Consider the following 23,884-nt stretch of genomic DNA (forward strand, 5'->3'; position numbering starts at 1 on the left):
ACGATAACGGATTCGACGAGGTCTGGCGGACATCGTTACTCCTTGGTAACCTCGCGCCCCATTACCCCGGGGGCGGGCTAGCAGAGGGTGGGGCTTGGAGAGTGCGCGCGCAGACCGTGCTTTTGGTGAACTGGCGGGACACGACGAATCCGGAGGGTGGTGGATCCGAGCGGTACGTGGAAGAGGTCGCGAGAGGCCTTGCAGTGCTGGGCTGGTCCGTCACGGTGTTGTGCGCCGCCTATCCCGGGAGTCCCCGGGAGGCCCGGCGGGACAACGTGCGGTACCTGTACCGCGGGACGAAGGTGACCGTCTACCTGCGCGGTCTGCTGCACACGTTGCTGAGCCGCCCGGACCGGGTGGTGGACGTGCAGAACGGACTCCCATTCTTTACCCGTTTCGTACGTCGTACCGGTGTCGTCGTGCTCGTCCACCACGTGCACCAGGAGCAGTGGCCGGTGGTCTATCCGGGCTGGCGCGGGCGACTCGGCTGGTGGCTCGAATCACGGGTGGCACCGAGGCTCTACCGGGACTGCAGCTATGTGACCGTCTCCTCGGCATCGCGCGACGAGCTGCACGGACTCGGAGTCCGCGCGGTCGAGGTGATCCACAACGGGACCGACCCTGCGCCTCCCAGGCAGCGGCAGCGGGCCGCAGTACCGACTGTCGTCTGTGTCGGGCGGATCGTGCCGCACAAGCAGGTGGAGCACGCAGTGGACGCCATTGCCGAGGCACGGCTGACCCTGCCCTCTGCGCAGCTCGTCGTCGTGGGCTCTGGGTGGTGGGAGGAGTCGCTGCGTTCGTATGTGGTCGAGCGTGGGTTGGAAGACGCAGTGGAGTTCCGCGGCCACGTCAGTGAGGCCGACAAGCACGCGGCGTACGACGAGGCGTGGGTGCTCGCGCTGCCCAGTCTCAAGGAGGGCTGGGGATTGGTAGTGGGCGAGGCGGCCGGGCACGGCGTACCGGCTGTTGCCTATCGGAGCGCGGGTGGTCCTACCGAGTCCGTGCATGACGGGCACTCGGGCGTGCTCGTCGACACTGCCGAGGAGTTCACTGCCACGATCACTGCGCTGCTGCAGGATCAGACGGCTCGTAACGCGTTGTCTGCCGGAGCTACTGCGACGGCTGGGCAGTTCACGTGGACTGCGACGGTCGCTGCGTGGGACCGGGTGCTGACCGGGTCCGCTGCGCACGAAGGCCGGCCAGCTACTGCGCTGACCGGCCCGTGACAGTTGCTGTTGTTACTTGTCCCCGTAGTTGACGAGCGGGACGTCCGCTTGTCCGTTGGTCTGGCCCGGCGGCACGGCCGGGTCGTCCTTGACCGTCTGCACGACTCCGACGACGGCGGTGGTCGCGACGGCCATCCCGGCGAGCACGGCGATAGCCGCACCGATCAGTGTTCCCATGTAAGCGTGTCCCCTCCTAGACAAGTAGCGGGGATGCTAGCAACCGGCCAGTAACTTCGCTAGTGCCCGGTCCTGATGGCTGCTCTGCGGGCGACAACCGTTACCAGAGCGGCGATCAGCACACCCGCTGCGAGGGCCCAGGCGAGCAGCACCGCGACGACGAACCACGGCTGGACGCGCTTTGGCGACGGGTCGCCGTTGAGCCGGTAGACCGCCACGGTCGGGCTGGCGAAGACCTCGGTGAACTGCGCGTGGGGCGGCGGACCACCTGCTTCGATGTCGACGACGATCCAGCCGACCCCTTGCTGCAGCAGGGCCGCTGTCGGATCAGTGCCGTTCCGCACCGCCGCTCTGACCGCATCCGCCACCACAGCAGACCTCAGGTCCTCCCCCGCCAACCGACGGCCGCCGACGATCAGTTCATCCGGTACTACGGCCTGTCGGGTGAAGTACCGCTCCATCGGATCCAGCACGGGCCGGCGTCCGTTCCAGGCCGGTGCGCGGTATGCCTCGAACGGCCAGGGGATGAAGTCGCCTGGATGATGATCGTCGGCGAGCACTTGCCGGGCCTGCTTCCAGTCGTCCGGGTACTGCGCGACCTTCAACCCGCCACCGAAGGCGAGTCCAGGGAGTGCTGCGATCGGCAGTAGCACCACCGTCGCCGCAACCAAACGCTTGAGCGGGGCTATCTGGAGCAGTGCTGCCAGCGCGGCGCCAAGCCCTATGGACTCCAGGAGAACCAGTGGTGACAGGTAGCGCTGGCCATCGCGTAGTAGGCCGGTGCCTGGGACATGCGCGACGACTTGAGCTGCTGCATTGGGCGCGACGACTCCTGCTACGCCTAGGAGGACAGCAAGGACGGCGGCTATCACCAGTGGCGTTGCCAGCCGGTCCTGGCGCCACCAGATCACTACACCGACTACGGAGGCCAGGAGGATGGCGAAGCCGAGCATCAGCGGGAGGAGGTCACCACGGCTTGCCGGTACGACGTCGGCGTTCCAGGAGCCACCCAGTGTGAGCAGGGTCGGCAGGACTCCTCCGTAGCCTTCGTCGCGCGCAGCGAAGGCTCGCACCGAAGCTGGGTCGGTCGTGGCTGCCGTAGTACGGGCTAGGCCGGCTACTAGCCAGGGTGCGTTCAAGAGGGCTGCGCCTAGGAGCGGCCAGCCTCGCTTGGCGGTGGTGCCGGGCCAGAGCAGGACTAGGGCAGCCAGCAGTAGTCCGATGAGGCCGCCTGATGCAGTGAGAGCACAGGCGGCTGCGGCGAGGAGGAATCCAGGCCAGCCTTCGCCTCGGCGTACGCGGAGAGCTGCTCTTAGTAGCCAAGGAAGAGCCGCGTAGCCGAGCAGTAAGGCCCAGGCGCCTAAGCGGAGACGCTCGGCGACGTACGGGTTCCACATGTAGAGAGTGGCAGCGGCTGCGCCTGCCAGCGGGCCGCCTAGACGGAGCTCTCGCCAGAGAGCGGTCATGCCGAGGCCGGCGAGCAGTGGGATCAGTATCAGCGCCAGCTTGTTCAGGAACTGACCGCCTGCGACCTCGTCGAGCAGGGCGACCAGCAGATCCGATGGCACGGCACGCGGCAAGGCAGTTGTGACTCCGAACAGATCACGCCGTAGCGTGAGGTCCGGCACGAACACCATGTCGTACCCGACGACATACCCGGGAGCGAGCAGAGGAGCGGTGATCAGCACAGTGAGCGCCACCGGCCAGCCCCACGGCGCCCACCTCGCCGCACGCCCTTCCACAACCCCCACCTCACCGTCTTGTTCCCGCGCAACCTACCTGGAAGCTGCATGACTTCAGACACGACGCCAGAGCAGCAGCCTCCCACCGCGGCGGCTCAACCGAGCTTCCTCCGCAGCGCTGCCGTAGTAGCGGTCGGCATGGCCATCATGAACCTTGCGGCCTACGGTTTCACCTTGATTGCGGTCCACCGGCTGGTGCCGGAACAGTTCGGTGCTGTCACCGCCCTGCTCGGACTGCTGCTGATCGGCAACGTGATCCCGCTCGGACTACAGGCCTCCGGCGCCCGGCGGATCGCCACGCATACCGGTCCGGGGCAGGCGGCGCTGGCCGACTCGATGCTGCGAGCGGGTCGTCGGGCGGCCGTCGGACTGACCGTGGTGTCGCTGGTACTCACGCCGCTGTTCGTGATCCTGCTGCACATCGATTCGGTCGTTTCCGTACTGCTGGTTGCGCCGACGCTCGGTTGCTTGTCGCTGATGGGGTCGCAACTCGGCGTACTGCAAGGTGGGCAGAACTGGACCGAACTCGCGGCCGTCTACATCTCCGTCGGCGTCGGACGGGTCGTGCTGGGGGGCGGGGCGCTGCTGGTGCATCCGAGTCTGACCTCGGCGATGGTCGGCATCGCACTTGGCGCGGTGATCCCGGCAGCAGTCGGTTCTTTCCTGCTCCGCGGGTCGACCGGCGGTACTCCGGAGCAGGTGAAGGAGGTGCTGCGGGAGACGATCCACGGCACGCACACCTTGCTGGCGTTCTTCGTCATCGCCAACGCGGACGTGCTGCTCGCACGTGGTCTGCTCGACAAGCAGAGCAGCGGGTACTACGCGGCCGGGGTGATCGTGGCGAAGGCGTGCCTCTTCCTGCCGCAGTTCGTGATCGTCACTGTGTTCCCCTCGCTGGCTTCGTCGCCGGGCGACACTGCCCGGCTTCGGCGCGCTATCCAGGCGGTGGCGGCGCTCGGAGTCTGTTGCGTGCTTGGGGCTCTGCTGTTGCCGGACATCGTGGTGGCGGTTGTCGGCGGCAAGGAGAAGTACGCCGCGCTCGGTCCGTTTGCGTGGCTCTTCGCCTTGGCGGGTTCGTCGTACGCCGTACTGCAACTCGTCGTCTACGCGGCGATCGCCCAGCAGGAGAAGCGGGCTGCGCTGCTGATCTGGATCGGCTTGATCGGGTTGGCGGCTGCTGCAGCGATCATCCTCGGCGCGCACATCGCCACCGGACTCGCTGGTGTGAAGGTGCTCGTCGCGATGACTGCGACGTGTGCATTGGCCTTGTCCGCAGCGCTCGCCTCCGGCCTCCACCGGCAGGCTGCTTCATGACGACGCCGAAGTTCATTCTCCAGCTGCGCGAGAAGATCGGCCACGATCCGCTCTTCCTGGCCGGCATCACCGCGGTCGTCCTCGACCCCGACGACCGCGTGCTTCTGGTCCGCCGCGCCGACAACGGCCGCTGGACCCTGATCGCGGGCGTGCTGGAACCCGGCGAGGAACCAGCCGTCGCGATCCTCCGCGAGATCCAGGAGGAGACCGGCATCGTGGCGGAGGTGGAGCGCCTGGTCAGCTTCGAGGCCATGCCGCCGTCGTCCTACCCGAACGGCGACCAGGTCCAGTTCCTCGACCTCTGCTTCCGTTGCCGACCGCTCTCCGGCGAAGCCCGCGTCAACGACGACGAGTCCCTCGAAGTCGGCTGGTTCCCCTTGGACGCCATGCCCGAAATCCCCGCCCGCGAACAAATCTGCCTCACCAACGCGTTGTCGTCCGACCCCCTCCCGAAGTACACCGGCCGCCCCGCCTGAACCAGCTACCGGCGAGCCAGGTCACCGTTTTCCAATCCCGTCCGCACCGCATCCCGCACCGCCTCCCTGGCCGAAGTACGGTCCCGCGCCCACTCCTGCCCGGAACTGATTGCCCGTGCTCCCATCCGACCTGATTCGCGCAGAGCCTCGTCGCCTGCCGTCCCGACGGACATGAGGTATGCGCCATTTCCCCCGCCGCCCGGCCGTGCTTGAGCGTGACTCTGCCCTCCTGAAGCCCGACACCTCATGTCCGTCGGTACGCCGGTGGTGATGGAACCCCATTCGCCGCCTTCCCTACGCCCGGGTTCCCTCCTCCGCGGGCGTGCCCGGCTCTCCGGGTGTTCTCCGCTCTTCTTGTGGTGCTTAGCCCCCTGCTAGAGGAGGGGGTGAACCCCAGCACCGGGAGCGAGGCCGCCTCTTGGCTGGCCCTCTTGGCGCCGGACAGTCGCAGGTCGAACAGGTTGAGCGGGCGGCGACCGTTTGGCCCTTCAACCTGGTTCCCGGGGCCGCGGACCGACCAGCCGGTGCGGGTGGAGTCGAGTCGGCGGCCCTTCCCCTCGACCCGACCGGCTTCGGCGTCACCTGCTCCCGGCTCACATGTCTGGCGGGATTCGCGTAGTTGCGTCTTTCCCTGGTCGAGGTGGTGGGTGTCAAAGGTCGAAGATCCCGCAGGGACGCCGAAGGCGCCCTTGATACCCGCCGGCTCGACCAGCACAATCCCCCAGCGGAGACGGCCCACCAGGCCGACCTCCGGGGTGGAGTGGTTCGTGCTCGTCGGGCATCGGTCAGTGGGCGGCTTCGTGCCAGGTGCGGCCTATGCCGACCGAGACGTCTAGGGGGACGGCCATTTCGACGGCGTTGCCCATGTCGCGGCGGACCAGCTTCTCCAGGGCTTCGCGTTCGCCGGGGGCGATCTCGAAGACCAGTTCGTCGTGGACCTGCAGCAGCATCCGGGACTTCAGGCCTTCGGAGCGCAGCGACGCGTCGACCTTCAGCATCGCCATCTTGATGACGTCCGCGGCCGAACCCTGGATCGGTGCGTTCAGCGCCATCCGCTCGGCCATCTCGCGGCGCTGCCGGTTGTCGCTGGTCAGGTCCGGCAGGTAGCGCCGGCGACCGAGGATCGTCTCGGTGTAGCCGCTCTTGCCGGCTTCGAGCACGATGCTGCGCAGGTAGTCGCGGACCCCGCCGAAGCGCTCGAAGTACTCGTCCATCAAGCCCTTCGCCTCGTCCACGCCGATCTTCAGCTGCTGACTCAAGCCGTACGCCGACAGGCCGTACGCCAGCCCGTAGTTCATCGCCTTGATCTTCGCGCGCTGCTCCTGCGTCACCTCGGACGCCTCGACCGAGAAGACCCGCGCGGCCGTGACCGAGTGGAAGTCCTCGCCGGAGTTGAACGCGTCGATCAACCCGGCGTCCTCCGATACGTGCGCCATGATCCGCATCTCGATCTGGCTGTAGTCGGCCGACATCAGCGCCTCGAAACCTTCGCCGACCACGAACGCCTCCCGGATCCGGCGACCTTCCTCGGTCCGGATCGGGATGTTCTGCAGGTTCGGGTCGGTCGAACTGAGCCGCCCGGTCGCCGCGATCGTCTGGTTGAACGTGGTGTGGATCCGCGCGTCGGTCGCGCTGATCGTCTTCAGCAGCCCCTCGACGGTCTGCCGCAGCCGGGTCGCGTCGCGGTGCGCCAGCAGGTAGGCCAGGAACGGGTGTTCGGTCTTCTCGAACAACGCCTGCAGCGAATCCGCGTCCGTCGTGTACCCGGTCTTGGTCCGCTTCGTCTTCGGCATCTGCAGTTCGTCGAACAGCACCACCTGCAGCTGCTTCGGCGACCCGAGGTTGATCTCCTTACCGATCACCTCGTACGCCGACGTCGCCGCATCCCGTACGCCGGTGGCGAAGCGCTCCTCGAGTTGCTCGAGATACGCCCGGTCGACCGCGATGCCGACTCGCTCGACGTCGGCGATCACGTCGATCAGCGGCAACTCCACGTCGGCGAGCAACGCCGTACCGGCTTGTTTCTCGAGCTCCGCGTCGAGGGTGTCGGCCAGGTCGGCGATCGCGCGCGCTCGCAGCATCGTCGCGTCGGCGGCCGGCCCGCCCTCGATGTCGTCGAAGCTCAGCTGCCCGTTTTCGGCTTCCTCGGTCCGCAGCTCACGCTTGAGATACCGCACAGTCAGGTCGGCGAGGTCGTACGAACGCTGGTCGGGACGCACCAGGTAGGCGCTCAACTGGGTGTCCGAGGTCAGGCCGGCGAGCTTCCAGCCGCGCTCGAGGAACCCCAGCAGCGGGCCCTTCGCGTCGTGCAGAGCCTTGGGCTGCTTGGGATCCGCGAGCCAGGACTGCCAGGCAGAGTCGTCGTCCGCGGTCAGCGTCGCGGGGTCGAACCAGGCGGCCGCGCCGGTCGAGGTCGCCAGAGCAAGGCCGGTGATCTCGCCGGTGCCACGTCCCCAACTACCCTGCACAGCCACACCGGTGCGGGCGCCGGTGGAGACGTGCTCCTTGATCCAGCCGGCCACCTCGCCCGGCTTCAGCTGGGTGCCTTCGAGGTCGAAGCCTTCCTCGATGGTCTCCTCGACCTGCTCGTGCTCGGCGACCAGCCGCTCGCGCAGCACCCGGAACTCCAGGCTGTCGAACAGCGTGTGCACCTTGTCGCGGTCCCACGGGTGCCGGACCAGGTCGTCGACCGAGACGTCCAGCGTCAGATCGCGGACCAGCTCGTTGATCTGCCGGTTCCGGATCACGTCGGCCAGGTGCTCGCGCAGCGACTCACCGGCCTTTCCCTTGATCTCGTTCACCCGGTCGATCAGGTCGTTCAGCGAACCGAACTGGTTCAGCCACTTCGCGGCGGTCTTGTCGCCGACCCCCGGGACGCCGGGCAGGTTGTCGCTCTTCTCCCCCACCAGCGCTGCCAGGTCCGGATACATCCGCGGCGGGATGCCGTACTTCGCCTCGACGGCAGCCGGGTCCATCCGGGCGATCTCGGAGACGCCGCGCTTCGGGTAGAGCACGGTGATGTTGTCGTTGATCAGCTGGAACGAGTCCCGGTCGCCGCTGCTGATCAGCACCTCGAAGCCTTGTTCGTCGGCCTGGGTCGCGAGCGTCGCGATGACGTCGTCGGCCTCCCAGCCGTCGATCTCGGTGGTCGGGATGCGGAGCGCCTCCAGCACCTCCTTGACCAGCGAGACCTGCCCCTTGAACTCGTCCGGCGACTTCGACCGGCCGGCCTTGTACTCCGTGTACTGCTCGGACCGGAAGGTCTTGCGGGACACGTCGAACGCCACGCAGATGTGGGTCGGCTGCTCGTCGCGGAGCATGTTGATCAGCATCGAGGTGAACCCGTACACCGCGTTGGTGTGCTGCCCGGTCGTGGTGGAGAAGTTCTCCACGGGTAGCGCGAAGAACGCCCGGTAGGCCAGCGAGTGCCCGTCCAGCAGCAGGATCCGCGGCCGGGTGGTGGGCTCGGCCACCGCCGTACCGGGGTCCTTGGTCAACGTCGAGGAGTCAGTTTCAGGAGCCACGTACCGACTCTAGTGGGTCCCGCCGACAGTTCTTACACGCGGACACTGGCGCTCACGTAGTCTTCGAAACGACAGGGCACAAGAAGCTGAGGAGACACCAAGTGAGCGACGAGAACGCCGCGGACCTGCCCGCCGGGATGCAGACCGAGGGCACCCTGCTGGAGCTGATGGGCATCGTCGTCACCGAGGCCTCGCCCGAGCAAGTGGTCGCGACGATGCCGGTGAAGGGCAACGTCCAGCCGTACGGCCTGCTGCACGGCGGCGCCTCCTGCGTGCTCGCCGAGACACTGGGCTCGATCGGGTCCGCGCTGCACGCGGCCAACTTCGGCAAGGTCGCGGTCGGCGTCGACATCAACGCCACCCATCATCGCGCCGTCCGCGACGGTGTCGTCACCGGTGTCGCGAAGCCGATCTACCTGGGCCGCACCACCACGTCGTACGAGATCGTCATCACCGACGAGCGCGACAAGCGGGTCTGTACGGCGCGGATCACGTGCCAGCTGATTCAGGCTCCGCCGGGATCCTGAGTTCACTGCCCGCGTACGCCGGGTCGTCGGTCAGCGGCGACCTGGTGAGCTGGGCGCGGCGCGCGATCACCGAGCGGCGCGAGGAGAGCAGGGCCAGCAGGTTCGGGGCGTGCTCGGCAGCCAGGCGCCGCCGGACGGTGTGGGTGCCGGCGATCCGTAGTACGGCGGCCTGTCCTAGTCCTAGCCGGGCCAGGAACCGGTTGGCCTCGCGGGCAACCGCGGGAGCGACGACGGCAAGGTGCGGGCAGTTCTCGTGCTCGGCCCAGCCGGCTGCTTCGGCGATCAGCGCCTTGCCGAGGCCATGCCGGCGGGCGTGATCGCTGACGTGTAAGTACTCCACCGTCACGGTGACCTCGTCGTGCAACGGGCTGATCGGGGTCTGGCGCAGGTACGCCATCCCGCCGAGGTGACCGTCGATCTCCCCCACGACGAGCCGCCCGAAGGGATCGTTGCGCTGCCGCTCGATCGACGACCGGGCCGACTCCGCGGTGGGCGCTGCCAGCAGCCTGGACTGATGTCCGGTGCCGGCGGCCATCTCCCGCCACAGCGTCACCAAGGCGTCCGCGTCGTCCGGGCGAGCGTCGCGCACCTCGATCAGTGGTGCCACGTCGGCCTCCTGGTCTGGTCCACCCCCGAGGTGAACAGGATGGGCGGATACGCTCATCCCCGCGCAACAGTAGGGCTTCCGGTGTCACTTTCAAAGCAGTGACGTGCGCACCTTACAGCCCCCACACCGGCAGTCACAGCCGGCGATCGGAGACCAGGTTTGTTCATCGGAATCGGGACTGTCGTGAACGTCGCGACCGTCCTCACCGGATCGGTGCTCGGCGTACTGATCGGCCATCGGCTCAGCCAGCGCACCAGGGACCTGGTCACCGACGCGCTCGGCCTGGTCACGTTGCTGATCGCGATCACCTCCGCACTCACCGTCGGCGATCACGTGCTCAGCGACGCGGTCGGCTCGAGTGCTCCCGTCCTGATCGTGCTGGGCGCGATGCTGATCGGCGGGATCACCGGCTCGCTGCTACGGATCGAGCAGCGGCTGGAGGGGCTCGGCGCCTGGATGCAGCACCGGTTCAGCCGCGGCGACGGCGAGAGCACCTTCGTCGAAGGGTTCGTCTCCGCGTCGATGGTGTTCTGCGTCGGACCGCTGACGTTCCTGGGTGCGCTGTCGGACGGTCTCGGCCGGGGCGCGGACCAGCTCTTCCTCAAGTCCGTGCTCGACGGCTTCGCCTCGATCGCCTTCGCCGCGTCGCTGGGCTGGGGTGTCGCGGCCTCGGCGGTCGTCGTGCTCGTCATACAGGGCCTGATGACCGCGGTGGGTGCCGTCCTCGGCGACGTACTCCCAGACGCCCACGTGACGGCCCTAGGCGCCACTGGCGGCCTGCTGCTGATAGGCGTGGCGCTCCGGCTCCTCAAGCTGAAGCAGATCGCCGTGGCCGACCTCCTCCCCGCACTGATCGTCGCGCCGCTCCTCGTCCAGCTCCTGGTGGTCATCAGACGCTGAAAAGCCCCGATCCGAGCGGATCGGGGCTTCCAGCAACTAGCTGCTAGTCCTCGCCGAGGTAGGCCTTGCGGACCTCGTCGTTGGTGAGGAGGTCGCGGCCGGTGCCCGACAGGACGATCCTGCCGACCTCCAGCACGTAGCCGTAGTCGGCCCGCTTCAGGGCCGCCTGGGCGTTCTGCTCCACCAGCAGGATCGTCGTGCCCTGCTTCTGCAACTCGGTGACCGTCGACATGATCAGCTTCATCATGATCGGCGACAGACCCATCGACGGCTCGTCCAGCATCAACAGCTTGGGCTTGCTCATCATCGCCCGGCCCATCGCGAGCATCTGCTGCTCACCACCGGAGAACGTCCCGGCCGGCTGCTTGCGCCGCTCCCCGAGGATCGGGAACAGGTTGTACGCCGCGTCCAGGTCGGTCCGGATCGCCGCATGGTCGTTGCGCGAGAACGCACCGAGCAGCAGGTTCTCCTCCACCGACAGCCGGGGGAAGATCCGCCGGCCCTCCGGTGAGTGCGCCAGCCCCATCGTGACGATCTCGTGGGCCGGTACCTGGTCGATCCGCTGACCCTGGAACAAAATCTCGCCGTACGTCGGCCGGAGCAGACCCGAGATCGTGCGCAGCGTGGTCGTCTTGCCGGCACCGTTCGTGCCGATCAGCGAGACCACCTGGCCCTGCTCGACTGAGAAGCTGATCCGCTTCACCGCGACGATCTTGCCGTAGGCAACTTCCAGGTCCTTGACCTCGAGCATCGCGGTCATGCCTGGCCCTCCTCTTCGGCCACCGTGGTGTCCTGGACCCGGGCGGTCGTGACGTCCACGTCATCGTCGTCGTCCTCGCCGGTGCCGATGTAGGCCTCGATCACCCGCGGATCCGACTGCACCTCACCCGGCGTGCCCTCGATCAGGGCCTCGCCGCGGACCAGGCAGAGCACCCGGTCGCAGAGGTTGAAGATGAACCGCATGTCGTGCTCGATCACGACCACCGACAGCCCGGAGTCCCGGATCTTGAAGATCAGGTCACTGGCCTGCCGGGTCTCCTGCGGGTTCATACCGGCCGTCGGCTCGTCCAGCAGGATGAGCTTCGGGTCGGTGGCCAGCGCCCGGGCGATCTCGAGCCGCCGCTGGTCGCCGTACGGCATGTTCCGCGCCAGGTACTCGGTCGACTTGCCGAGTCCGACGAACTCGAGCAGCTCCTGGGCACGCGCCCGGGTGGCCGCCTCCTCGCGACGGAACTTCGGCCCGCGCAGGATCGAGGTGATCGCGCCCGAGCTGGTCCGGCAGTAGCGCCCGACCATCACGTTCTCCAGCGCGGTCATGTTCGCGAACAACCGGATGTTCTGGAACGTCCGGGCCATCCCCGCGCGCACCACCGCCCGCGGCTTCGGCGCCAGCGGCTGGCCGGCGAACCTGACCTGGCCGCTGGTCGGCTTGTAGAGGCCGGTCAAGCAGTTGAAGAACGTCGTCTTGCCGGCCCCGTTCGGACCGATCAGACCGACGATCTCGCCTTCGCGGACGGTCAGGTTCACATCGTTGACCGCCAGCAGACCACCGAACCGCATGGTGACGCCGGAGGCCTCCAGGACCGGGGCGCCGATCGCGCGCGCCGGGCTGGCCGGCGTATCCGTGACCGTCATCTCGCCTCCTCGACCAGTTCGCTCTCGATGGCCACCGCGAGCGCCTCGTCCTCTTCGTGGAACTCCAGCTGCCTGCGTCTACTGGCGACCAGTCCTTCAGGACGGAATCGCATCATCAGCACCAGCGTCGCACCGAAGATCAACAGCCGGTACTCCGAGAAGAACCGCAGCTTCTCCGGCAGCAGCTTCAGGATCGTCGCACCCAGCAGGACGCCCGCGATGGTGCCCATACCGCCGAGCACGATCGCCGCGAGCAGGAACGCCGACTCGAGGAAGACGTACTGGTCAGGGCTGACCGCGGCGTCCTGGTGAGCCTTGATGGTGCCGGCCAGGCCGGCCAGGAAGGCACCGATCGCGAAGGCGAGGAGCTTCAGTCCGAAGACGTTCACACCCATCGCCTCGGCGGCCTTCTCGTCCTCCCGGATCGCCACCCAGCCACGCCCGATCCGGCTGTCGTTCATCCGGGCGAAGACCAGGATCACGAAACCGATCAGGAGCAGCAGCAGGAAGTAGTAGTTCGAGAACCGGCCGAGCTCGATCCCGGCGACGGTGTGCGTGTCACCGAAGTTGAACCCGCCGATCTCCAGCTCCGGGATGCCCGGGATGCCGTTCGGGCCGTTGGTCAGCAGCGGACCGTTGGTGCCGTCCAGGTTCCCCATCGACAGCCGGAAGATCTCACCGAAGCCGAGCGTCACGATCGCCAGGTAGTCGCCCGAGACCCGCAGCGTCGGCGAACCGATGATCAGACCCAGGGTCGCCGCCACACAGGCACCGAGCAGCACCACGACCGGGAACGGCGGGTGCCAGTGGATCGTCGCGAACGCGGACTCGGACAGCATCGCGGCGACGTACGCGCCGGAACCGAGGAAGGCGATGTACCCGAGGTCGAGCAGGCCGGCCAGGCCGACCACGATGTTCAGGCCCATCGCGGTGGCCGCGAAGATCAGCACCTGGGTCGCGATCGACATGTTCGCGTCCGACCCGTTCTGGGTGAACGGGAAGAAGAACGCCACCACGAACGCCGCCAGCGTGAGGACCTTCTTGTTGCGTTGGGCGACGTGCCCGAACCAGCTCAGCGTGCCGGTCCGGAAGAGCGCCGTGATCACCGCGGCGTAGAAGACCAGGCAGAGGATGAACGACCACGCATCGCCCAGGCCGAGCGCGTAGGCCGCGCCGAACAGGAACGCCGCCATCGTCACCGCGATGGCCAGGATCTCGGCCCAGCCCGGTGCCCTCGCCTTGCTCAGGTCCTTCAGCTGCCGCAACGGCAGCATCCGCGAGCTGACCAGCAACAGGATCGATCCGACCAGGGCGATATACGCCCCCGGGTCGACGTTGATCAGGCCGGAGGACTCTTTGCCGACCGCGACCAGGACCAGCACCATGTACAGCGTGAGGCCGATCCCGAAGGCTCGCAGGCCCAGGGTCGCGTCCAGCCAGTGGCCGAGCCCGTGGGTCAGCGGGCCCTTGACCGTCAGCAGCAGGAGCAGCGCCAGCACGGCACCGAGAATCGTCAGCCGCTGCAGGCCACCGGGATTGCCGATGATCGACAGGTCCCCGAGGATGCTCCGGTCGTAACTCCAGGACAGGAAGGAGCCGGCGATCACCAGCACCACACCGGCGACCCCCAGCGACCAGGCCAGCCGGCCCGGCTCTGTCGTCTTCACGTCGCTCATGCGCGGTCCACCACCCTTGCTCCGAGCAGACCCTGCGGCCTGAAGACCAGGACCAGGATCAGGATGACGAAGGCCCAGACATCCTTCCAGGAACCACCGCCGAACTGCCCGGGCACGTACTGCGTGGCCATCGACTCGACGACGCCGAGTACCAGACCACCGACGACGGCGCCCTGGATGTTGCCGATGCCGCCGAGCACGGCCGCGGTGAACGCCTTCAGACCGGCCAGGAAGCCCATCCGGTAGCCGATGTTGCTGTCCTGCACGCCCTGCGCGACGCCGGCGATCGAGGCCAGTACCGCACCGAGAACGAACGCGATCACGATGATGCGGTCCACGTTGATGCCCATCAGGCGCGCCGTGTCCGGGTCCTGGGAGACCGCGAGCATGCCCCGACCCAGCCGGGTCCGGTTCACGAAGTACCAGAGCAGCGCCGTGCAGATCGCCAGCGCGCCGATCGTGAAGATGGCCGGCCGCTGGACGGTGATGCCACCGATCTCCAACGCCTGACCGGTCACCACGTCGATCTGCGGGAACGGGATCTTCAGCTTCGCGCTCGGCCACTCGACCTTGCCAATGACCTCCTTGTAGAACAGCCAGAAGATCTCCAGCAGTACGCCGGTGGCCACCGCGACGATCGCGACCGGCTGCACCAGTGCCCTGGCCCGGTCCTGACCGGTCAGACCGGCCGCGACCAGCCAGCCGGCCGCAGTACCGACGATCAGGCCGCCGACGACCGCCGCCAGCGTGATCAGCACCGACAGGTCACGCTCGAGCAGCCGGAGCACCATCCACACGGCCAGCGCGAAGACCGTTGCCGCGAACAACGGAGCGCGGTCGCGCCACCTGGTGATCGGGTGGTCCAGCGGAACCTTGCTGAACCGCGCGCCGATCAGGTAGGTGACCAGGATGGTCAGCCCGGACACCGCGAAGATCGTCCAGGCCGGCTCTTCGTAGAACAGCCGGATGAACTCCTGCAGGAAGACCGAGATGCCGATGGCGGTGATCAGGGGGGCCAGCCGTGGCGCGTTCCGCAGGGGACGATACGCGACACGTTCCATCAGCACCGCGGTCCCGACCGACGCCGCCATGGCGCCGATGATCATCACCGGCAGGATCCAGACCGAGGTATGACCGTTGAAGAACAAGAGATAAGTGGTCAGTGCGCCGAACGCACCGATCATGAACACCTCGCCATGGGCGAAGTTGATGAGCTGCACGATTCCGTAGACGACGGTGTACCCGACCGCGATCAGGGCGTACAGCGATCCCAGGGTCAGCCCGATGACGAGCTGCTGGAAGAACTGGTCCACGTCGACCTCCCAACTGCTTTCAGTTCCGACATGACTCGGGGGTGGGACGTGGGTCCCACCCCCGAGGTCATCAGGTCGACTACTTGCTGGCCGCGAAGTCCTTGGTCTCCACGGTCACCCACTTGCCGCCGTCCACCTTGTAGACGGTCAGCACCTTGGACGTGGTGTCGCCGTACTGGTCGAACGCGACCTTGCCGGTGACGCCGTCGAACGACACACTGCTCATCGCGGTGACGGTCGCCTGGCGGGCGGACTCGACGTCCTTGGCGTCCTTCAGCGACACCTTCAGCGCAGCGATGATCGCGTTCGCCGCGTCGTAGGAGTAACCGCCGTACGCCGCGTAGGGCTCCTTGTAGCCCTGCGCGGCGTAGTCGGCGACGAACTTCTTCGCCGACGGCAGCGCGTCGACCGGGGCACCGACCGAGGTGGCCAGGTCACCGTTGCTGTTCTTGCCGGCGAGCTGGATGTACTTCGGGTCGTAGATGCCGTCGCCACCCATCACCGGGACGGTGAGGCCGGCGGCCTTCGCCTGCTGCGAGAGCGGGCCGACCACCGGGTACTCGCTGCCCACGTAGATGGCCTGCGGCGCCGACGGCTTGATCGCCGAGAGCACAGCCTGGTAGTTCGTGTCGTCCGGGTTCACGGTCTCGGCCGCGACGACCGTACCGCCCAGCTTCTTGAACTCGTCGGTGAAGGTGCCGACCAGACCCTGGCCGTAGGCCTTCTTGTCGTGGATCGTGGCGACCTTGGTGATCTTCGCCGTCTCGTACAGGTACCGGGCAGCGAACGGGCCCTGGACGGCGTCCGTCGTGCAGGTCCGGAAGTAGACCGGGAAGGGCCGCTTCGGGGCGGTCTGCCACTGGGCGCCCTGGGTCAGGCCGGGACCGGTGTTGGCCGGGGAGACCTGGACGATGTTCTTCGGCGCGAGCACCGGGGTGACCTGCTGCGCGACGCTGGTGTTCAGCGTGCCGACCACGCCGATCACGTCCTTGTCGGAGGACAGCGACGTCGCCGCGTTCTTACCGGGCTCCGGCTTGCCCTCGTCGTCCTTGGCAGCAACCTCGAGCTTCCAGCCCGGGATCGCGCCCGAGTCGTTGGCCTGCTTGACGGCCAGCTCGACGGAGTGCTGAATGCCCAGACCCAGCGCGGAGAGGTCGCCCGACAAGGGTGCGATCACGCCGATCTTGGCGGTCTTGGTGCTCGTGGAGTTGTCGCCGCCGCTGTCGTTGCTATTGCGTGAACCGCAAGCAGTCAGGGCCAACGACGCAACGATCAGCGTCGCGCCGACCCGTACTACGGAACGCTGCTGCACTGTTCCTCCCATGTCTGGATGGTCCGGCAAATGACCGGACCCCCGCGTTTGCCGCGAGCACCCGCAGGCTAGACCTCCGGCGGCTCTCCAAGCGAACGTGACGGAGCGTGTGTTGTGAGGTCGTTACCCTGGTAAGGATCGTCCTGCCAAGTTGTAGCTGTGCAGGCCCGGCGACAACGTGCGCCTCGTCACGCTGCGTCGAGGATCCCGACGCTGTCCGTCGATTCGCATAGGATGCTGGCTCGGCTTTCCAGGCGAGTAGGGCGGGATGACAGCACAGTTGCGGTTCGGACTGCTCGGACCGCTCGAAGTGCGCTCCCGGGGCGGACTCGTGCCGGTCCGGGCCGGCAAGCACCGGGTGATCCTCGCGTCCCTGCTGCTGCAGCCGAACCGGCCGGTCTCCATCGATGAATTGATCGATCGGCTCTGGGGCGAGGAGCCGGTCGGAACTGCGCGGGCAACCGTTCACCAGTACGTGATGCGCCTCCGCCAGAGCATCGGCGGCGACGAGCTGATCCGCACCGCGGCGGACGGCTACCTGATCGAGGTCGCCCCGGAGGCGATCGACCTGCACCAGTTCGAGGACCTCGTACTCCGCGGCAGGCGCGCCGGCGAGCAGGGCGACCTCGCGTCGGAGGCCTCCTCGCTGGCCGAGGCGCTCGCGCTCTGGCGAGGTGCTCCGCTCGCCGACATCCCTTCCCAGCGGCTCCAGCTCACTGAAGTGCCGCGGCTTGCCGAGCAACGCCTGCAGGTGATCGAGCGACGGGTCGAAGTGGAGTCGCTGCTCGGCCGGCACGCGGAGGTCATCGCCGAGCTGCGGGCGTTGACGAACGAGTACCCCCTGCGCGAGGTCTTCTGGGAGCAGCTGATCGAGGCGTTGTACCGGTCCGACCGGCGGGCAGAGGCCCTGGCCGCCTTCCAGACGGTGCGTGAGGTCATGGACGACGAACTCGGCGTCGCCCCTGGTCCCCGGCTGCGCGAGCTACACGCCGCACTCCTCGCCGAATCCGCCGGTACTACGGAAGAGCCTGATCGCGCGCCCCGCCAGTTGCCGCCGGACATCGTCACTTTCGCGGGCCGTGCGGCTGAGCTCGAAACGCTGGTGCAGGCCTTGGACAACCGCAGCGGGCCTCGGCAGGCGCCGGTCGTCGTCGCCTTGCATGGACCCGGTGGAGTCGGGAAGTCGACGCTGGCGATCCGCGCTGCGCACCTGGTCAGCGACCGCTTTCCCGACGGGCAGCTTTATGTGGACCTGCAGGGCTCGAGTCCTGGGCTGGAGCCGCTGACCACGGTCGACGTGCTCGGGCGGTTCCTGCGGGCACGGACGCCCGAAGCTGATCTGCCGAGCGACGAGGGTGAGCTCGCCGCCAGGTTCCGGACCGAGTTCGCCGGACGCAGGATGCTGCTTCTGCTGGACAACGCGGCGGGGATCAAGCAGGTGATGCCGCTGCTCCCGGCCAGCTCGACATGCGCAGTACTGATTACTAGCCGGCAGCAACTAACAACATTGCCCGCTGTGCAGGTGGCAGCGACGCCGCTGGATACTGCTCAGGCCATCGAGTTGCTGTCGTTGCTTGCCGGACGCGATCGCGTGCTTGCCGAGTCCGATGCCGCGGCTGAGGTTGCTCGTTGGTGCGGGCACAGTCCGCTGGCGTTGCGGATGGTCGGAGCTCGGCTGGCCGGTAGTCCCAGTCTTGCGATCGCGACCGTCGCGCGGCAGCTTCAGGCTGGGCAGTGGCAGGAGACGGATGAGCTGTCGGTGCGGTCGTCGTTCGACAGCAGCTATCGGCAGTTGCAGAGTGAGGATCGGCGCGACGATCCCGATCATTCGCTGGCGGCGGCCCGGGCGATCCGGTCGATCGGGCTGCTGCTGGCTCCCGAGGTCACGGTGCCCGTTGTGGCCGCGATGCTCTCGGTGGAGGCGGACGAAGCCGCCCGGATTCTGGAGCAGCTGGTGGAACTGCATCTGCTCGAAGTCTCCGGCGTACCGGGCAGGTACCGGATGCACGACCTGCTCCGGCTGTACAGCCGCGACCTCGCGACCCGGATCGATTCCGCTTCTGCTCGGGACGCGACGGTACTCCGGGCGTACAACTGGTATCTGACGGCTGTTGCCGAGGTCAACCATTCGATCAACGGGACGCGGTCGGACGTGCGCGACACCAATGCGCCGCCGGTTCTGCAGCTGGACTCCCCCGCCGACGCCATCGACTGGCTCGACGCCGAGCTGGGGACCCTGGTGGCGCTCGCGGCGCAGGCGGCCGAGCGACCGGAGTTGCTGGGCAACTGGCTCACTCAGGTGACACCGCTGGTCGCCGTGATCTTGCAGAAGCGCGGGCGGTGGCATGAGGCCAGGCGGTTGGCGACGCTCTCGGTTGCCACCGCGCGCCGGTTGGACGATCAGACCGCTGAGTCGATGGCACTTCGGTCCTTGGCGACCTGCAACTGGCGTGCTGGGCGGTTCGACGAGGCCGAGGAGAATCTCCGGCGGTCGTTGCGGCTCATCCAGCTCACCGGGGACGTCGAGGGCGAGGCACGGGCGATCCACAACCTCGGCTGGCTCTTCCATCGGATGGGCCGGCTGCCCGATGCGATCGAGCAGCTCGGCCGCAGCATCGAGCTGGTGAAGGACCTCGAGCCGCCGTCCTGGCTGGGGATGGGGCTGCACAATCTCGGCGAGGCGTATGCGCAGGCAGGTGAGCATCACCAGGCGATGCAGTACCTCGAGCGCAGTCTCGCCGTACGCCGGCAGCAGGGTGACGTCGGCGGCCTGAGCATCACGCTGGTGGCGCTGGGACGGGCCTATGGGCAGCTGGGGCGCCATCAGGAGGCGCTGGAGATGCTCGCCGAAGGACTGCAGGTCTGTCGTCAGGTCGGCAACCGCGAGGACGAGTGGGTCGCGCTGCTGATGAAGTCCGAGCTACTACTACGCATGCACCAGCCAGCCGAGGCCGAGCCGGCAGTACGCCAGGCCCTGGCGATCTCCCGTCGCCTCCGAAACCCCCACGGCGAAGCAGCCGCCGAAAGACAACTCAGCAAGGCCCTCCATGCCCTAGGCCGAACCGACGAAGCAGAAGCCGCCCACCAGCGCTTCAAGATCCTCTTCGCCGACCTCCCCTCCTCCGACGACCTCCTAGAACAATTCCTCACCGCCAAAGATCACCAAGCAGCCAACGCCGGCGCACTCCACTCATCCTCGGGCTCAGCAGACGGCCCTGGCGACTCGTCGATCTGATCGACCAGTGGTTCCGTCGGCGGCGAAGTCGGCGGGGCGATCGGTGCTGCGACGGGTGTCAACGGAAGCGGAGCCAGCGGTGGCTGTCGGAGCGCGGGCCGCCGTACGACGTCTCCCAGCGCCGGCTCTCCCGGTGGCGGCTCGGCACGTTCCTGTGGACGCTCGCGTCGGCCTCGCGTCTTTCGCGCTGGGACCTCTCAACAGGACGGCTCTCGACGGGGCGGCTCTCGAGCACAGTTCTCCTCCACTGCCTGCCGAACGCGTCACCTACACGTTCCGCAGCCAGTCTGGCGCCCCCACCTGCCGTTTCCCTGCCGCCGCTTTCCAGCGGCGAACCGCCAAGATCACGCCGTACCGGCCGCCCGTACTACGCCGTACCGGCTTCGTCGACGACTAGTTCGGCTACCTGGCGCATGGAGACGCGTTTGTCCATGGCGGTCTTCTGGATCCAGCGGAAGGAGTCCGGCTCGGAGAGGCCGAACTTGGTCTGCAGGACCGACTTCGCGCGGTCTACCAGCTTGCGGGTCTCCAGCCGCTCGGCGAGGTCGGCGACCTCGCGCTCCAGCTCCGCCAACTCGACGTACCGCGACGCCGCGATCTCGATCGCCGGCAGCAGATCAGCCTTGGAGAACGGTTTCACCAGGTACGCCATCGCACCCGCGTCCCGCGCCCGCTCCACCAGCTCCCGCTGCGAGAACGCCGTCAGCATCAGCACCGGGGCGATCCGCTCCCCCGCGATCTTCTCGGCCGCGCTCAGCCCGTCCAGCTTCGGCATCTTCACGTCCAGAATCACCAGATCGGGCCGATGCTCGATCGCCAGCCGAATGGCCTCCTCGCCGTCGCCGGCCTGGCCGACCACGTCGTACCCCTCCTCGGCCAGCATCTCGGCCAGATCCATCCGGATCAACGCCTCGTCCTCAGCGATCACCACACGCTTAGCAGTCACACCCCACACCCTAGCGATCCCCTCCCTACTTCTTCGCCCCGACGAACCGATCCAGCGCCTCGACCCCCTCCTTACGACTCACCGCCACTACATTCCGTCGCGGCCGCCGCCACGGAATCCCGAGCAGATCCAGCGCATCCGTGAGGATCCCGATGATGTCCTCGGACTCGTTGGAAAACATGTACCGGACGTACTCGTACCGCCGGATCTCCCCACCGACGATCGGCCGCGTCGCCCAATTGATGATCCGGCACCCATCAGAGTGGAACAGCCCCCGCAGCAACTGTTCGGGGTACTTGGCAACGATCTCCCGCTGCCAGTCGACCAACTCGATCCTCCGCAGATGCTTCCGGCCCGCCCCATGCTGCGGAAACACACACGGCCAATGCTTCCACCGCACCTCGATCCTGGTGCAGGCCGCCGTCGCATGCCCCCTCAGACACGGACTCGCGGTCGGCTTCACCAGCCGCATGGTCGCCGCGACTTCCTGACTCAGCTCCGGATACCTGGCGTCGTTCGCGATCTGCAGCGTGTAGACCCCACGCCGAGCCGCGACGATGTGGCCGTCGCCCAGATACCACCCCAGCAACAACGCGTACGCCGACTCGTCCAACGCAGCCCCATCGCACCGCGGGCAAGGCGTCGGCTCAAACCCCTGTCCTCGAGGCAGCCCCAGCCTCTGATACTGCCGACGCCACCGTCTGATCGTCTTGATCGCCACACCATGGATCTCGGCGTTGGCCCGATCACTGACCCCGTTGTCGGACATCCGCAACGCGGAGTCCACCGTCTCCTGCGACCTGAAGTGAGCCATGTCTCATGCTCCAGCAGAGCACGGACAGTTTGTGCCGGGTGTGGGATTCGAACCCACACGCCCTTGCGAGCAATGGATTTTGAATCCATCGTGTCTGCCATTCCACCAACCCGGCGAGGTTGCTGGAGAAACTCTAACCTCTTTGGCGGTCCGATTTCACCTCAGCTCACCGGGACACACCGAGACTGCCCCAAGCGAACAAGAGCAGGCGGTCTTCGCGGGCGGCATCGCGCGGGAACGTTGGCGCAGTTCGCGCGGGTTCGCTCGTGCCGGGGTCCCTCGGGCAATGGCCAGGACCTGTCGGTGGATGCTGGGAGCCTTGGGCAATGTACGACGAGCGGACACGCGAGATCGCACGGGCAGCCCTCACGGCTGGTGAGAGCCTGAACTCAGTGAGCAGGCGGCTGGGGGTGAGCCGGGCCACTCTGCGTGACTGGCGGGACCGGTCGGGCGGTGCGGTTCGCACGAACGACTGTCCTCGGTGCTCGGAGGGGAAGCTTCCGGCGGCACCGTTCGCGCATCTGCTCGGGTTGTATCTGGGTGATGGGTGTCTGTCGGCGTTGAAGAAGGGCGTGTATTCGCTGCGGATCGCGTGTGATGACAAGTACCCACGACTGATCGATGAGGCTGAGGCGGCGGTTACAGCAGTACACCCAAGTCGGCCGGTTCATCGGGTGCAGGCAGTCGGGTACACCAGCGTCCTCTCCTACTGGAAGCACTGGCCCTGTCTGTTTCCGCAGCACGGGCCTGGTCCCAAGCACCTTCGGCGGATCGAGCTGGACGACTGGCAGCAGGAGATCGTGCGCGTCCATCCGATGGAGTTCTTGCGCGGCCTGTTCGACTCCGACAGGTGCCGAGTCGTGAACTGGACCACCCGGCTGGACGAATTCATCGGGCCGAAGTCGTAGCCGACGGCGTGACCGGATGGAACTAGAGGGTTGGCAGACGTTGCTGACAACCCTCTAGCACTTCTTGTTGGTTCGTCAGTCGCGGTAGGCGGGGGCTGCGCCGGAGATGGCGTCGCCCATGCGGTGGACGCGGAGGGCGTTGGTGGAGCCGGGGATGGACGGGGGTGAGCCGGCGACGATGACGACCAGGTCGCCCTTGTCGAGTTTGCCGAGTTCGAGGAGACGCTGGTCGACCTGGCGGACCATGTCGTCGGTGTGCTGGACGGTCGGGACGATGTGCGTCTCGATGCCCCAGACCACCGACAGCCAGGAGCTGACCGACGGGACCGGGGTGAAGGCCAGGACCGGGATCTCGGTGCGGTAGCGGGCCAGCCGGAGCGCGGTGTCGCCGCTCTGGGTGAAGGCGACCAGGAACTTCGCGTTCAGCGCCTCGGCGACGTCAGCGGCCGCCTTGGCGATCACGCCGCCCTTGGTCTTCGGCTCCCACTCGAACTCCTTGATCCGGCTCAGACCGTGTTCCTCGGTCGACTCCACGATCCGGCCCATCGTCTTGACGGTCTCGATCGGGAACCGGCCGACGCTGGTCTCGCCGGACAGCATCACCGCGTCGGCACCGTCCAGGACGGCGTTGGCGACGTCGGACGCCTCGGCCCGGGTCGGCCGCGGGGCGGAGATCATCGATTCCAGCATCTGGGTGGCGACGATCACCGGCTTCGCGTTCAGCCGGGCCTGGTCGATGATCAGCTTCTGGACCAGCGGAACCTCCTCCAGCGGGAGCTCCACGCCGAGGTCACCGCGGGCGACCATGAAGCCGTCGAAGGCGTCGATGATCTCGTCCAGGTTGGCGACCGCCTGCGGCTTCTCGATCTTGGCGATCACCGGGATCCGGTGACCTTCCTCTTCCATGATCTTGTGCACGGCCCGGATGTCGTCCGCGCGCTGGACGAAGGACAGCGCGATCATGTCGGCCGGCAGATGCAGGGCCCAGCGCAGGTCCTCGGCGTCCTTCTCCGACATCGCCGGCACGCTCACCGTGACACCGGGCAGGTTGATGCCCTTGTGGTTCGACACCGGTCCGCCGACGACCACACGGCAGATCACGTCGGTCTCGGTCACCTCCTCGGCGACCAGAGCGATGCGGCCGTCGTCGATGAGCAGCTGATCGCCCGGACTCACGTCACCAGGCAGCCCGTCGTACGTCGTACCGCAGACGGTGACGTCACCGGGCACCTCCCGGGTGGTGATCGTGAAGCGCTCGCCGAAGGTGAGGGTGACCTTGCCCTCGGCGAACTCGGCCAGCCGGATCTTCGGGCCCTGCAGGTCGACCAGGATGCCGACGTTCTTGCCGGTCTCGGCCGCTGCGGTGCGGATCCGTTGGTAGATGCGCTCATGCTCGGCATGGGCGCCGTGGCTCAGGTTCAGCCGGGCGACGTCCATACCAGCTTGGACGAGTTCAAGGACACGCTCGGGGGCGGCAGTAGCCGGGCCAAGCGTACAAACGATCTTTGCGCGACGCACGTCACAAAACCCTACTCCTACAAGACCAGTCGCC

At 67.3% G+C, this 23,884-nt stretch carries 20 protein-coding genes and 1 tRNA gene; 8 read left to right on the plus strand and 13 right to left on the minus strand.

Translation table 11 applies throughout. The annotated features are described in order from the left end of the window. Positions 1–125: 125 nt before the first annotated feature. A complete protein-coding gene (locus ABZ004_RS22555) occupies positions 126–1,226 on the plus strand; it encodes a glycosyltransferase family 4 protein (protein WP_355682389.1) in 1,101 nt (366 codons plus the stop codon). 12 nt (positions 1,227–1,238) lie between these two features. On the opposite strand, the gene ABZ004_RS22560 is transcribed toward ABZ004_RS22555, so the two are convergent. Both ABZ004_RS22560 and ABZ004_RS22565 read right to left on the minus strand, forming a co-directional pair. After that, positions 1,239–1,403 carry a DUF2613 family protein gene (locus ABZ004_RS22560; protein WP_185444721.1) on the minus strand — a complete coding sequence of 55 codons (165 nt, stop codon included), beginning with the start codon at positions 1,401–1,403 and terminating at the stop codon, positions 1,239–1,241. Positions 1,404–1,462: 59 nt separating this feature from the next. After that, positions 1,463–3,145 carry a hypothetical protein gene (locus ABZ004_RS22565; RefSeq protein ID WP_355682391.1) on the minus strand — a complete coding sequence of 561 codons (1,683 nt, stop codon included), beginning with the start codon at positions 3,143–3,145 and terminating at the stop codon, positions 1,463–1,465. Positions 3,146–3,193: 48 nt separating this feature from the next. Between ABZ004_RS22565 and ABZ004_RS22570 the strand changes: the two genes are divergently transcribed. Both ABZ004_RS22570 and ABZ004_RS22575 read left to right on the plus strand, forming a co-directional pair. Further along, complete coding sequence (locus ABZ004_RS22570) at positions 3,194–4,459, plus strand: polysaccharide biosynthesis protein (protein WP_355682393.1); 1,266 nt, start codon at positions 3,194–3,196, stop codon at positions 4,457–4,459. Beyond that, complete coding sequence (locus ABZ004_RS22575) at positions 4,456–4,935, plus strand: NUDIX domain-containing protein (protein WP_355682395.1); 480 nt, start codon at positions 4,456–4,458, stop codon at positions 4,933–4,935. The genes ABZ004_RS22570 and ABZ004_RS22575 overlap by 4 nt, the downstream gene beginning before the upstream one ends. 785 nt (positions 4,936–5,720) lie before the next feature. Here the strand turns inward: ABZ004_RS22575 and polA are convergent. Continuing rightward, positions 5,721–8,432 (minus strand): DNA polymerase I, encoded by a 2,712-nt coding sequence (polA, locus tag ABZ004_RS22580; protein ID WP_355682464.1) that lies wholly within the window; start codon positions 8,430–8,432, stop codon positions 5,721–5,723. Between the two features lie 128 nt (positions 8,433–8,560). Between polA and ABZ004_RS22585 the strand changes: the two genes are divergently transcribed. Then, a complete protein-coding gene (locus ABZ004_RS22585; protein ID WP_355682397.1) occupies positions 8,561–8,986 on the plus strand; it encodes a hotdog fold thioesterase in 426 nt (141 codons plus the stop codon). Here the strand turns inward: ABZ004_RS22585 and ABZ004_RS22590 are convergent. Continuing rightward, positions 8,949–9,593 (minus strand): GNAT family N-acetyltransferase, encoded by a 645-nt coding sequence (locus ABZ004_RS22590; protein ID WP_355682399.1) that lies wholly within the window; start codon positions 9,591–9,593, stop codon positions 8,949–8,951. The two genes, ABZ004_RS22585 and ABZ004_RS22590, sit on opposite strands and share 38 nt — an antisense overlap. A gap of 159 nt (positions 9,594–9,752) precedes the next feature. Here ABZ004_RS22590 and ABZ004_RS22595 point away from each other — a divergent pair, with 159 nt between their 5' ends. Then, positions 9,753–10,493: a DUF554 domain-containing protein gene (locus ABZ004_RS22595; RefSeq protein ID WP_355682400.1), complete on the plus strand. Its 741-nt coding sequence runs from the start codon at positions 9,753–9,755 to the stop codon at positions 10,491–10,493. A gap of 43 nt (positions 10,494–10,536) precedes the next feature. On the opposite strand, the gene ABZ004_RS22600 is transcribed toward ABZ004_RS22595, so the two are convergent. The 5 genes from ABZ004_RS22600 to ABZ004_RS22620 form a co-directional block, all read right to left on the minus strand. Beyond that, positions 10,537–11,253 carry an ABC transporter ATP-binding protein gene (locus tag ABZ004_RS22600; protein WP_355682402.1) on the minus strand — a complete coding sequence of 239 codons (717 nt, stop codon included), beginning with the start codon at positions 11,251–11,253 and terminating at the stop codon, positions 10,537–10,539. Beyond that, positions 11,250–12,128 carry an ABC transporter ATP-binding protein gene (locus tag ABZ004_RS22605; protein WP_355682404.1) on the minus strand — a complete coding sequence of 293 codons (879 nt, stop codon included), beginning with the start codon at positions 12,126–12,128 and terminating at the stop codon, positions 11,250–11,252. Before ABZ004_RS22605 ends, ABZ004_RS22600 begins: the two co-directional genes overlap by 4 nt. Next, positions 12,125–13,804, minus strand: a complete 1,680-nt coding sequence (locus ABZ004_RS22610) for a branched-chain amino acid ABC transporter permease (protein ID WP_355682406.1) — start codon at positions 13,802–13,804, stop codon at positions 12,125–12,127. Before ABZ004_RS22610 ends, ABZ004_RS22605 begins: the two co-directional genes overlap by 4 nt. Next, entirely contained in the window at positions 13,801–15,117 is a 1,317-nt protein-coding gene (locus ABZ004_RS22615; RefSeq protein ID WP_355682408.1) for a branched-chain amino acid ABC transporter permease, read from the minus strand. The genes ABZ004_RS22610 and ABZ004_RS22615 overlap by 4 nt, the downstream gene beginning before the upstream one ends. Positions 15,118–15,196: 79 nt before the next feature. Further along, positions 15,197–16,441, minus strand: coding sequence for a branched-chain amino acid ABC transporter substrate-binding protein (locus tag ABZ004_RS22620; RefSeq protein WP_355682410.1), 1,245 nt, complete (start codon positions 16,439–16,441; stop codon positions 15,197–15,199). 256 nt (positions 16,442–16,697) lie between these two features. Here ABZ004_RS22620 and ABZ004_RS22625 point away from each other — a divergent pair, with 256 nt between their 5' ends. Together ABZ004_RS22625 and ABZ004_RS22630 are read left to right on the plus strand one after the other, a co-directional pair. Further along, complete coding sequence (locus tag ABZ004_RS22625) at positions 16,698–19,664, plus strand: BTAD domain-containing putative transcriptional regulator (RefSeq protein ID WP_355682412.1); 2,967 nt, start codon at positions 16,698–16,700, stop codon at positions 19,662–19,664. Positions 19,665–19,743: 79 nt separating this feature from the next. Further along, on the plus strand, positions 19,744–20,061 hold the full coding sequence (locus ABZ004_RS22630) for a hypothetical protein (RefSeq protein ID WP_355682414.1): 318 nt from the start codon (positions 19,744–19,746) through the stop codon (positions 20,059–20,061). Here the strand turns inward: ABZ004_RS22630 and ABZ004_RS22635 are convergent. The 3 genes from ABZ004_RS22635 to ABZ004_RS22645 all read right to left on the minus strand — a co-directional run bounded on the left by ABZ004_RS22635 (position 20,032) and on the right by ABZ004_RS22645 (position 21,539). Further along, entirely contained in the window at positions 20,032–20,619 is a 588-nt protein-coding gene (locus ABZ004_RS22635) for a response regulator (protein WP_355682415.1), read from the minus strand. The two genes, ABZ004_RS22630 and ABZ004_RS22635, sit on opposite strands and share 30 nt — an antisense overlap. Positions 20,620–20,635: 16 nt before the next feature. After that, a complete protein-coding gene (locus ABZ004_RS22640; protein ID WP_355682417.1) occupies positions 20,636–21,424 on the minus strand; it encodes a transcriptional regulator in 789 nt (262 codons plus the stop codon). Positions 21,425–21,456: 32 nt separating this feature from the next. Beyond that, positions 21,457–21,539, minus strand: a tRNA-Leu gene (locus ABZ004_RS22645). 211 nt (positions 21,540–21,750) lie between these two features. Between ABZ004_RS22645 and ABZ004_RS22650 the strand changes: the two genes are divergently transcribed. Beyond that, positions 21,751–22,332, plus strand: a complete 582-nt coding sequence (locus ABZ004_RS22650) for a transposase (RefSeq protein WP_355682418.1) — start codon at positions 21,751–21,753, stop codon at positions 22,330–22,332. A 75-nt stretch (positions 22,333–22,407) separates the two neighbouring features. Here ABZ004_RS22650 and pyk read toward each other — a convergent pair whose 3' ends face one another. Then, the gene (pyk, locus tag ABZ004_RS22655) at positions 22,408–23,850 is read right to left on the minus strand and encodes a pyruvate kinase (protein ID WP_355682420.1); all 1,443 of its coding nucleotides are present in this window, start codon (positions 23,848–23,850) and stop codon (positions 22,408–22,410) included. Between the last annotated feature and the right edge of the window lie 34 nt (positions 23,851–23,884).

Origin of the sequence: Kribbella sp. NPDC006257, assembly GCF_040613535.1 — a bacterium.
Lineage (GTDB): Bacteria > Actinomycetota > Actinomycetes > Propionibacteriales > Kribbellaceae > Kribbella.

What these genes read in the sequence shown, in the direction of transcription:
- ABZ004_RS22640 (WP_355682417.1), bottom strand. Translation starts at nt 21,424, where the DNA reads ATGGCTCACTTCAGGTCGCAGGAGACGGTGGACTCCGCGTTGCGGATG.
- ABZ004_RS22625 (WP_355682412.1), top strand. Translation starts at nt 16,698, where the DNA reads ATGACAGCACAGTTGCGGTTCGGACTGCTCGGACCGCTCGAAGTGCGC.
- ABZ004_RS22610 (WP_355682406.1), bottom strand. Translation starts at nt 13,804, where the DNA reads ATGAGCGACGTGAAGACGACAGAGCCGGGCCGGCTGGCCTGGTCGCTG.
- ABZ004_RS22605 (WP_355682404.1), bottom strand. Translation starts at nt 12,128, where the DNA reads ATGACGGTCACGGATACGCCGGCCAGCCCGGCGCGCGCGATCGGCGCC.
- ABZ004_RS22575 (WP_355682395.1), top strand. Translation starts at nt 4,456, where the DNA reads ATGACGACGCCGAAGTTCATTCTCCAGCTGCGCGAGAAGATCGGCCAC.
- ABZ004_RS22620 (WP_355682410.1), bottom strand. Translation starts at nt 16,441, where the DNA reads ATGGGAGGAACAGTGCAGCAGCGTTCCGTAGTACGGGTCGGCGCGACG.
- ABZ004_RS22570 (WP_355682393.1), top strand. Translation starts at nt 3,194, where the DNA reads ATGACTTCAGACACGACGCCAGAGCAGCAGCCTCCCACCGCGGCGGCT.
- ABZ004_RS22560 (WP_185444721.1), bottom strand. Translation starts at nt 1,403, where the DNA reads ATGGGAACACTGATCGGTGCGGCTATCGCCGTGCTCGCCGGGATGGCC.
- ABZ004_RS22650 (WP_355682418.1), top strand. Translation starts at nt 21,751, where the DNA reads ATGTACGACGAGCGGACACGCGAGATCGCACGGGCAGCCCTCACGGCT.
- ABZ004_RS22600 (WP_355682402.1), bottom strand. Translation starts at nt 11,253, where the DNA reads ATGACCGCGATGCTCGAGGTCAAGGACCTGGAAGTTGCCTACGGCAAG.